This is a genomic window from Arthrobacter sp. 10T413_2, assembly GCF_056394205.1.
Genome location: NZ_JBFTHK010000050.1, coordinates 18,031 through 27,920, shown reverse-complemented (window position 1 = coordinate 27,920; position 9,890 = coordinate 18,031). Strand labels below are relative to the sequence as shown.

Annotated in this window: 8 protein-coding genes; 1 reads left to right on the top strand and 7 read right to left on the bottom strand. The window is 64.9% G+C overall.

The genetic code is table 11. The features are described 5' to 3' along the window. From AC1DBQ_RS10385 to AC1DBQ_RS10365, 5 genes are all read right to left on the bottom strand, one after another. Positions 1 to 970: sugar phosphate isomerase/epimerase family protein (locus AC1DBQ_RS10385; RefSeq protein ID WP_476928415.1), on the bottom strand; the 970-nt coding region annotated here is incomplete at its 3' end. A 146-nt stretch (positions 971 to 1,116) separates the two neighbouring features. Next, complete coding sequence (locus tag AC1DBQ_RS10380; RefSeq protein WP_476928414.1) at positions 1,117 to 1,827, bottom strand: GntR family transcriptional regulator; 711 nt, start codon at positions 1,825 to 1,827, stop codon at positions 1,117 to 1,119. Between the two features lie 619 nt (positions 1,828 to 2,446). Further along, complete coding sequence (locus AC1DBQ_RS10375; protein ID WP_476928413.1) at positions 2,447 to 3,517, bottom strand: alkene reductase; 1,071 nt, start codon at positions 3,515 to 3,517, stop codon at positions 2,447 to 2,449. An 82-nt stretch (positions 3,518 to 3,599) separates the two neighbouring features. After that, positions 3,600 to 4,655: a 2,3-butanediol dehydrogenase gene (locus tag AC1DBQ_RS10370; protein WP_476928412.1), complete on the bottom strand. Its 1,056-nt coding sequence runs from the start codon at positions 4,653 to 4,655 to the stop codon at positions 3,600 to 3,602. Positions 4,656 to 4,798: 143 nt separating this feature from the next. Next, positions 4,799 to 6,589 (bottom strand): NAD(P)-binding domain-containing protein, encoded by a 1,791-nt coding sequence (locus AC1DBQ_RS10365; protein WP_476928411.1) that lies wholly within the window; start codon positions 6,587 to 6,589, stop codon positions 4,799 to 4,801. 215 nt (positions 6,590 to 6,804) lie between these two features. Between AC1DBQ_RS10365 and AC1DBQ_RS10360 the strand changes: the two genes are divergently transcribed. After that, a complete protein-coding gene (locus AC1DBQ_RS10360) occupies positions 6,805 to 8,142 on the top strand; it encodes a helix-turn-helix domain-containing protein (RefSeq protein ID WP_476928410.1) in 1,338 nt (445 codons plus the stop codon). 20 nt (positions 8,143 to 8,162) lie between these two features. On the opposite strand, the gene AC1DBQ_RS10355 is transcribed toward AC1DBQ_RS10360, so the two are convergent. Beyond that, complete coding sequence (locus AC1DBQ_RS10355) at positions 8,163 to 8,531, bottom strand: PKD domain-containing protein (RefSeq protein WP_476928409.1); 369 nt, start codon at positions 8,529 to 8,531, stop codon at positions 8,163 to 8,165. A 557-nt stretch (positions 8,532 to 9,088) separates the two neighbouring features. Next, positions 9,089 to 9,682, bottom strand: a complete 594-nt coding sequence (locus AC1DBQ_RS10350) for a DUF6318 family protein (RefSeq protein ID WP_476928421.1) — start codon at positions 9,680 to 9,682, stop codon at positions 9,089 to 9,091. Between the last annotated feature and the right edge of the window lie 208 nt (positions 9,683 to 9,890).

Sequence of the window (9,890 nt, the reverse complement as noted above, 5' to 3'; positions counted from 1 at the left end):
GCCGTCCTTGGGCCACCTGGCTCTGGCCGAGGGCGTAGCCGTCGGTCTTCGGYAGGACCTGCCGGCGGAGGTAGTCCTGGTTGCTGGCCGTGACGCTGAGGCCGTCGCCGCCGTAGTGCTCGGTGCAGAGGATGCCCTGGAAACCGACCGAKAGCGCCACTTTGAACGCCTCGCGGTAGTTGATGAGGCCGCTTTCCATCGGGGCCGGCATCGCGACATAGGTGTTCCGGGCCACGTCCTCGTCGCGGATGTAGTTCTTCATGTGCCAGTAGTTGGAGTACGGGAGGGTTTTGGCGACCATCTCGCGCCAGTCCTCGATCGGTCGGTGGAGCCGGATGAGGTTGCCAAGGTCCGGGTTGAGGCCGACGTTGGCCAGTCCGATGTCCTGGACCAGCTGGACGGACGAATCCGCGGTACCGAGATACGTGTCCTCGTACATTTCGAGCGAGAGCAGGACGCCGACGTCGGCCGCGTGCCGGCCCAGTTCCCGCAGGCGGGTGACGGCGTTGTTCCAGGCTTCCTTGTCCCCCACCGGGTCCTTGTAGCCTTCTACGGTCCAGAACCAGAGCTGTTTCTGCTGCTCGGCGGTGATGGCCTGGTGCAGTCCGAAGGACACCACTTCGCAGCCGAGTTCGGCGGCGGCGTCGATGGTGCGGTGGCTGTAGGCGAGGTTGGCTCCCCAGTTGCCGGCCTCGATGACGCTGCGGCGGATGGCTGAAATGACGGGGATGCCGATGCCCACGTTCTCCGCAGTCTGCTTGAACTCCGCAAGCCGGGCGGYGCTGAGGTCGCCAGGCCGGACCCAGCTGTCTGTGAGGTCCGCGTTGGCAAAGCCCGCGTCCTTGACCTCCTGCAGTACCTCGGCCCAGGCGGACGCCGGGGCATCGTTGATGTGGGTGCCCTGGGCGTCGGTGCCGKGGAACTGCAGCAGCGCCGCGGTGATGGGCCAGTTTTCGGCGGTGTAAGCCATGGGTCACTCCTTCGTGGAATCCTGTTTCCTATAGGATTTACTATCGAAAGGGTGTTGTCAAGGTCACATCGTGGTCATTGGCAACAATCGAAGATCCTATAGGGATTCATCGTTCGCGTGAAGGGAACTCCGGAAATGCTGGGTGGTCAGTCTGCCGGCGCGTCCGCAATGGCCCGGCCGCGCACCTTGCGCACGTGCTCCGCCATGGCGGCTTCAGCCTTCTGCGGGTCCCCCGAGGCCAGCGCATCCAGGACGGCCTGGTGTTCGGCGATCGCGTGGTCGGCGTCGGTGATGCCTACTCCCCCGAACAGGCGGAAGCGCTGGATCTGTCCGMCGAGGGCGGCATAGGCGGCCACCATGAACTGGTTGCCGGTCTGCTCCGCGATGAGCCGGTGGAACCGCTCGTCGGCTTCGAGGTAGCCGCGGAATTCGGCAAAGGACGGCCCKCGCGGCGCGTCCTTGAGGTCGGCCACCGCCAGTTCCAGTTCCTTGAGGTGATTCGGAGTCAGCCGGGCGCACGCCAGGCGGGCGTTGACGGGCTCGATCGCAAGCCGGGCCTCCWTCAGCTCGGCGAAGTCTTCCTGAGTGAACACMGGAGCAACCCGGTAACCCTTGAGCGCGACCCGCCGCACCATACCGGTGTGTTCCAGCCTGGCCAGCGCCTCGCGGACGGGTGTGGGAGAAACGTCGAGCTCCCGGGCGGTCCCGTCGATGCTCACCGCGGCACCGGGTTCCAGCCGGCCATCCATCAGCGATGCCAGAAGCTCTTCATAGACGTGGTCCGCCAGGACCTGCCGGCTAACGGGGCGGCCCGCGGGACGCCCCTCAKAGGCGCTGCCGGTGGAAGCTAGTTGCATGTTCAGATCCTATAGGACTGGGGGTGGAAGCGTGCGTGGGGGGCTCCCTCCGGGACATGCTCATTCGCACCCCTCACGAGTGGACATGCCCCTCCCTGGGGCTGCACCAGCGGCAAGGGACCACGGGACATGCCCAGCCACGCGACCAGCCAAGGCACATGTCCTGTGGCGCGTTGTACCAGTGGACATGTCCAGTGCCCCCAGGAGCGCGGAGCTGGACATGTCCGGCCGTACGTGTCACCGCGGAGCATGTCCAGCCGCCGGACCGCTCAACGAGGGACATGCTCGTTGGTCGATGCCAGCAGTGGACAGAATGGCATTCTGTCCACTGCTGGTGGCCGACGCTGAGCATGTCCAGCGGCCATGAAGTGCGGAAAGGGACATGTCCAGTGCCCCAGGAGCGCGGAGCTGGACATGTCCGGCCGTACGTGTCACCGCGGAGCATGTCCAGCCGCAGGACCGCTCAACGAGGGACATGCTCATTGTTAAATGCCGGCAGTGGACAGAATGGCATTCTGTCCACTGCTGGTGGCCGAAGCTGAGCATGTCCACTGGTCATGAAGTGCGGCGCGGGACATGTCCAGCCGCGGGCGCCGCGCTGCGGCGGCCCAGTCGCTGCCTAGTTCTGGTATGCCGGGTAGTCCGTGTAGCCCTCGGCGCCGGCGGCGTAGAAGGTGGCGGGGTCGGGCTCGTTGACGGGCAGGCCTTCGCGCCAGCGGCGGGCAAGGTCCGGGTTCGCGATGGCCGGGCGGCCGACCACCACAGCGTCGGCGTGACMGTCGGCCACGAGTGCCACTGCCTCGTMKYGGGTAGTGATGACGCCAAAGCCGGTGTTCACGAGGAAGGTCCCGCCGAAGCGAGCACGCAGGTCCTGGACGAGTGCGCTCGTGGGCTCCTTGTGGAGGACGCTGAGGTACGCAAGCTTCAGGGGAGCCAGGCCGTCGACCAGCCGGCCGTAGGTCTCCCGGACATCGGCAGCATCCAGTTCGAGGGCGCCCTGGACGTTGTGTTCCGGCGAAATGCGGATACCCACCCGGTCCGCGCCGAGGGCTGCAACAACGGCCTCGACCACTTCGAGGACAAAGCGGGCGCGGTTCTCGGGTGAACCGCCGTAGATGTCATCGCGCTGGTTAGCGGACGGAGCGAGGAATTCGTGGAGCAGGTAACCGTTGGCGGAGTGCAGCTCCACGCCGTCGAACCCTGCCTCGACGGCTCTGCGCGACGCTGTGACGAATTCCTCGACGATGCCCGGCAGTTCCTCGGTGGTGAGGGCGCGCGGGACGGGGAACGGCTGCTTGCCCGCGTAGGTGCGGGTTTCGCCGTCGATCGCGATGGCGCTGGGCGCCACAACCTCATGACCACCATTGGTGTCCTGGTGCGTGACCCGGCCGGCGTGCATGACCTGGGCGAATATCCGGCCGCCTTCGGCGTGGACGGCCGCGGTGACGTTGGACCAGCCCTCGAGCTGCTCCGGGGTCACCAGGCCGGGCTGGCCCGGGAAGCCCTGGCCCGTGTGGCTCGGGTAGGTGCCCTCGCTGACGATCAGGCCGAGCGAGGCGCGCTGGCGGTAGTGTTCAACAACCAGCGGCCCCGGGATTCCTTCCCGGCCGGAGCGAAGACGGGTCAGCGGCGCCATCACGAGACGATTGGGCAGTTCCAGCTCGCCGAGGGTCATCGGGGAAAACAGCATGCGCAATTCCTTTCACAGTGAAATGGGTTCACTGGCGGCAACTGCGAGGCGTCTGCAACTATTCCTGATGAGACTCGGATCACTACGGGTGGACGATGATTTTCACCKCGGTGTCATTGTGGTTGATGAGGGTGTCGAACCCTTGGTCCACCAGATCATCCAAGGCGATTCTTCCAGTGATGAAGGGTTTGAGGTMGACTTTTCCGTCCTGGACGAGCTTGATGGCGGCCGCATGATCGCCGCAGTAAGCAATGGTGCCGCGCAGATCGATTTCCTTCAGCACGACTTTCTGCATGTCCACCGTGGCCGGATGCCCCCAGATCGACACGTTGACGACGACGCCCGCGGGCTTGACGACGTCGAGCATCGTGTCCAGCAYGGCATTCACGCCGGCACATTCAAACGCCGCGTTGGCCCCTGCGCCGCCGGTCAGTTCCAGCACGCGCGCCTTGACGTCGTCTGAGCTCGGGTCGAGAACGTGATCAGCAACCCCGGACGAGGCCGCCTTGTCCTTGCGGGCGGTCGACAGCTCGGTGACGATCGTGGTGATGCCGATGCMTTTGAGGACCGCGGCGGTGAGCAAGCCGATAGGTCCGGCTCCCCCGACAACGGCGACGTCCCCGGCCTTGAGCCCGCTGCGGCCGACGGCGTGATACGCCACSGCGAGGGGTTCGATGAGCGCGGCCTCATCCAGGGGGATGTCTCCGACCGCGTGCACCCATCGGGCGTCGACGACGACCTTCTCGCTCAAGCCGCCACCGCCGCCCGCCAATCCGATGAAGCCGAGTTTTGTGCAGAGGTTGTAGTGTCCGCTGAKGCAGGGGCCGCATTCATTGCAGACGAAGTAAGGCTCCACGACGACGCTGTCTCCGACCGCGAGGCCGCTGACTCCTTCCCCGAGTTCCTCGACCGTGCCGGAGAACTCGTGCCCCAGGGTGACGGGCGCGGCCTCGTKGGTCAGTACGTGGGGGTTGCCGGGCGGCGGGGTGAAGATGGGCCCTTCCAGGAATTCGTGGAGGTCTGTGCCGCAGATGCCGCACCAGGCGACGGCGATCTTCACCGCGCCCGGACGCAGCTCGGGCTCAGCGATATCTTCGATCCGGAGATCCTTACGGGCGTGAAATCGTGCTGCTTTCATGGTGTTTCGCCTTTGCATTCCAGGCCGTGGATGCGCCCGGTAAGGCGCATCCACGGAATGTCGTTGGTCTGTCACAACGGAGCCGTAACCCCAGTCTGGTTGCCGTGCCTGTGATTGTCACGGCCTGTTCGAGTCAGTTCAATTCAGCGCGCGTGGTGTGTGGGCTGGAGCTCGAAGACCGGCGTCGGCAGTCCTTCCATCCTTGCCTTGAGCTGCAGCGCCAGGTAGTTGGAGTAGTGCCGGCTCTGGTGCAGATTGCCGCCGTGGATCCACAGGTTCTCCACGTTCGTGGGCTTCCACATGTTGCGCAGTTCGCCCTCCCACGGCCCCGGGTCCTTCGGCGTCTCCGATCCGTACCCCCAGCACTTGCCGACGGCGTCGGCCACCTCGGGCGAGACCAGATCGGCCAGCCAGCCGTTCATGGACCCATAGCCGGTGGCGTAAATGATGACGTCCGCCTCCAGTTCCGTGCCGTTGGCCATCACGACGGAATTCCCGGTGATCTTGCCGATCTCGCCGTTGGCGAGCTTGACCCGGCCGTCGATGATCAGCTKGGAGGCGCCGACGTCGATGTAGTAGCCGGAGCCGCGCCTGAGGTACTTCAGGAACAGTCCGGAGCCGTCCACACCGAAGTCCAGGTCAAAGCCGGCAGCCTMCAGCTCGGAATAGAACTCGGCATCGCGCTCGGCCATCTCCGCATACACCGGGATCTGAGCTTCGGGCAGGATCCGGTACGGCAACGAGGCAAACAGCAGATCGGCCTTCTCCGTCGTGACGCCGTTGGCGAGCGCCTGTTCGGAGTAGAGACCGCCGAGTGCCAGATCCATGAGGGACTCGCTGCGGGCGATGTGCGTGGAGGACCGCTGGACCATGGTGACGTCCGCGCCGTGCTCCCAGAGGTCGGCGCAGATATCGTGCGCGGAATTGTTGGAACCGATAACCACGGCCTTCTTCCCGGTCCAGTCTCCACCGCCCGGGTGCTTGGACGAGTGGTACTGCTCGCCCAGGAAGGACTCGGCGCCGTCGAACACGGGAACGCTGGGGTACCCCGAGACGCCCAGGGCGAAGACGAGCTGCTTGGGACGCAGGGTGACCGGTTGGCCGTCGCGCACCACCTCCACCACCCACTCCTGGGACGCTTCATCGAAGCGGGCGTTGGTGCACTCGGTCTTGGACCAGTAGTTCAGCTCCATGATCCGGGTGTAGTTCTCGAGCCAGTCGCCGATCTTGTCCTTCGCCGCGAAAACCGGCCAGTCGTCCGGGAACTTCATGTAGGGCAGGTGGTCGTACCAGACAGGGTCGTGCAGGTGCAGGGACTTGTAGCGGTTACGCCAGGAGTCACCGGCGCGCTCATTCTTTTCGATGATGATGGTGGGCACGCCGAGCCTGCGCAGCCTCGCACCCAGCCCGATCCCTCCCTGGCCGCCGCCGATAATCACGGTGTAGGGCTGGTCTTCGTAGCCGAGCCGCGCTTCTTGCTCTTCCTTCAGTTCCAACCAGGACTTGCGGCCCTTCGTGATCTGATGGGCCACCCCCTTCTCCCGGTTCGGCCCCTTCTTTTCCTCAAAGCCCTTGAGCTCCTGCATGGTGGTGAGCAGGGTCCAGCATTTGCCGTTGCGGAGACGCAGATGGGCGTAGCCGCGGGCCTGGGCGGTCTCGAAATTGACCCAGGCCTCGGCGTTCGCGGCGTCCCCGGTGGCGTCCTCGGCGAGGGCCCAGTTGCTGGGCTGCACGTCGTCAAGGGTCGCCTCGAGCATGCGGCGGATGTCCTCTTTACCCTCGAGTGTCTTGAGGTTCCAGGTGAATGAGACGAAGTCGCGCCAGTACGAATCGTCGTCGAAAAGTTCCAGTGCGGCGTCCGTGTTGTGGCTGCGCAGTGCCTCATCGAACTGCGCCAGCCACGCCCCGACGACGCCGTTTGGTGTCTCAGGCATGATTCCTCTTTCCATTGCTGACAGTGGGTCGCTCCCGTTGCGTGACCCTAGGCCACGCAGTGACCCGCATCACAAGTAAAAGTCGGCGGGGGTTACAATCGGGTTACACGGAGCTCTCAAGCCGTTGTCCGCCGCTCAAAGCAGCCGACGGCGGCAGGGAAGGGGCGGGGAACCGGCCGGGTGCGACGATTCGAGGGCGAGTTGGGAGAATGAGCATGCGGCAGGGCAATGGCGCCATCATGCACCCCTCAGACCTCAGGTTTTCGGCGCCGGCGGAGTACGCCCGGACACTCCGGGCGGCGCACGCGGCCACCATTTCCGGCAGTCCGGATCCGCACCTGCCGCCGTCGCTTATCAAGTCCTGGCAGCGGTCCCTCGCGTTGGGCATCAACCCGGATCAGCACCGGCCGCCGCACCGGCACGAGGTCTYGGAGGCGCGCTCCCTGAGTGCCGGCCACCGGCTGGCCGCCGTCATGCCCGCGCTGTCGCAGCTGCTGGCCGATGAGACCGTGACCGGGCGACATTTGCTGATCGTGACTGACCACGAGGGCGAAGTCCTGTGGCGCGTTGGCAGCAGGCAGGCGTTGCGGCTCGCGGACTCCCTGGAGTTTGTGGAGGGCGCTGACTGGTCCGAATCAGGGGTGGGGACCAACGCCATMAGCGAGGCGTTGGTGACAGGCGCCCCGGCGCAGCTCTTCTCGGCCGAGCACCTCGTGCGGACCCATCATGAATGGGCGTGCACCGCCTCCCCCATTCGCGATCCTTTGACGGGCGAAATCGTCGGCGTCCTGGACGTCTCCGGCCCGTTCGAATCGGTCACGCCGGACAGCCTGCGGCTGGTCCGGTGTGGAGTGCGGCTMGCGGAGGAACTGCTGAAATCGGTTCCGGCTCCCGACGGCAGCCTGGGGCKCCGCGGACAGCCGACACTACGTGACGAGCGGACACCGCGCGACGGCGGCGCCCGGTCGCAGCTGCTGCTGCGCCTGCTGGGCGACGCGCCGTCGGMGGCGATCGACGGCGGGACCAGACGCCCGCTGACGCTGCGCCGTGCCGAGATCCTGGCCCTGTTGGCCTCGCGCGACCAGGGCTGGAGTGCCGACGAACTGGCGTACGAGATCCATGGCGACGCGGGCACCGGCGCGGCGATCCGGACCGAGATGCACCGGATCCGCAGCATCCTGGGCGATGTCGTGGAAGCGAACCCCTACCGATTCTCGCCAGCCGTCACCGTCATGACGGATGCCTCCGTTGTGGCCGGYCATCTGCGGGAGGGGCGTGTGGCCGAGGCCTTTGCGGCTTACCCGGCGAAACTGCTCACCCGTTCGACCAATTTGGCGGTCGGGTTTATGCGCGACGAGCTCAACCTGGCGGTGGGGGCATCCGTACGGTCCAGCGGTGATGCCCGGCTGATGCTGCAATGGTGCACAAGCGACATGGGATCCTCCGACACGGCAACGGCGGCAGCAGCGGCGGCATTGCTCGGACCGGGTGATCCCCGCGGCCAGCTCGTGAGCGCCCGGATGAACCGGGTAGACCGGGAGTTGCGAGCCTAGCCACGGGCTGTCGTGCCGTCCTAGGGAGGCGGCGGGGCGACGCCGGGGCAGCCTTGGCCTTGGGGATTCTGCAGGCACGTGTCTGCGTAATTCCTGGTGATCGACCGCCAGACGCTGATGGCCTGCGGCGGCGAGCTGAATTGTCCCTGGCCGGGAATCGGCAGCGCCGGCCCTCCATTGACGGAGTAGGTGCCTTGGAAATGCGTTGTCAGCACGACCGGGAAGTCGCCGGTCTGGGCGTAGACATGGCTCGTCAGGGTCTTCTCGCCCCACCGGTMCTGCGGAAGCGGCCCGCCGGCCGCCGTTTGCGGACCCCGCGACGTGCCGTCGCCGTAGTTCCAGATGTACTCGACGGGTTTCGCCACAATCGAGACCCTCTGGCCCAGCATGTCGACACCAAAKGTTTGCTCGACGGCTTCCGCATAAAAATTTGTCTCTGCGCCTCGGAGAGTGTGTGGACTCGGCTGCATGACGGCATTTCCTGGGCTGACTGGCAGCTGCTGAAATTTAGTCTGGATCTGCGCCGCGATTCTGCCGAGCACATCGTCAGGATTCTCCGAATAGACGCACCGATCGKGACGAATCGTTGACCATACCGGGGGAATGAAAACTTTCAGCGATGAATACCACCTTACGGGTCGCCCGTCAGTCCCCTGGTCACACCGCACTGCACCTGCCAGACAAGCAATGTCGAAATTATTCTTTGTGGGGTCAAGACAGAGGTATTCAAATCGATAGATGTTCGGGTCTTCCGATAAAGCACCTGGCGCATCCACCCAAACTCCCGAACCAGGGTCGAGGTGCCATGAAGACACGGTGGCGCCGGTTTGGTCCCAGCCCCCTTTCACAGGAGAGTCTGAGGAGTCGGCTCTGGCCTCAAGTGTTGTCGGCCCGGACAGAAGAATGAGAGCCGCAAGGACTGGAAGTGCTCTGCCGGCGATGGTGATCACCCGCCCTTGGCCAGGTGCTCAACGGTTACGGCCTTCCATGCTCCGCCGCCATAGGATGCGATCATGATGTCGCCAGTTGCGGGGCCTGGCTCGGTCTTTTCGTCCAGCGTTCTATCACCGCGATAGTAGGACAGGGCGTCCTGATACACCTGAATCAGGACTTGGTACTCAGCCGGTCCTGTTTCAATGAAATTGGTTTGCACACCTTCCACAACCATTTTTCCACCGACCAGCCACCTACCCTCGGAATGCCATCCTTGGACGACTTCCTTGACCCGTCCACAAGAGACGCATGTCGAACTCGACACCAATTCCAGCGGTTCGATGTCTCCGGTCTCGTATGCGTAGGAGAGCGTCGCGTACCAGTACCGGGCAAACGCCTCAAGCCCTTCCTTCGTTTCCGCCTTCGCTGCCTCGGGCAGTACTGGCACAGGAACGTTCTGGGCCCTACCCGAGGCGTCGGCGGGTTTGTAAGCGGCCGTGGGCGTCGGAGTGGCGCTCGKAGTGGTCGATGCGGCCGGGCTTTGGGACTCGGAAGGTGAGGATCCGGGAGGTGGCGCTCCACCTCCGGTACAGGCTGTGACCGACATCAGGGAGAGCGACACCACGGCGACCGCGCAGGCGCGCCAGGGACCGGAAAACGAACTGCGAGATGTCATGGTCAGCTACTCCCCCGATAGAAATCAAGACGCGCGAAGCCAAGCAATTGCTTAAGGGTAACCGACGTCACAYTTTGGGCAACAAAGTTATCCACAGGCGCCTGATTGACGCGGCTTTCGCCGCCCCGTCGGTGTCACC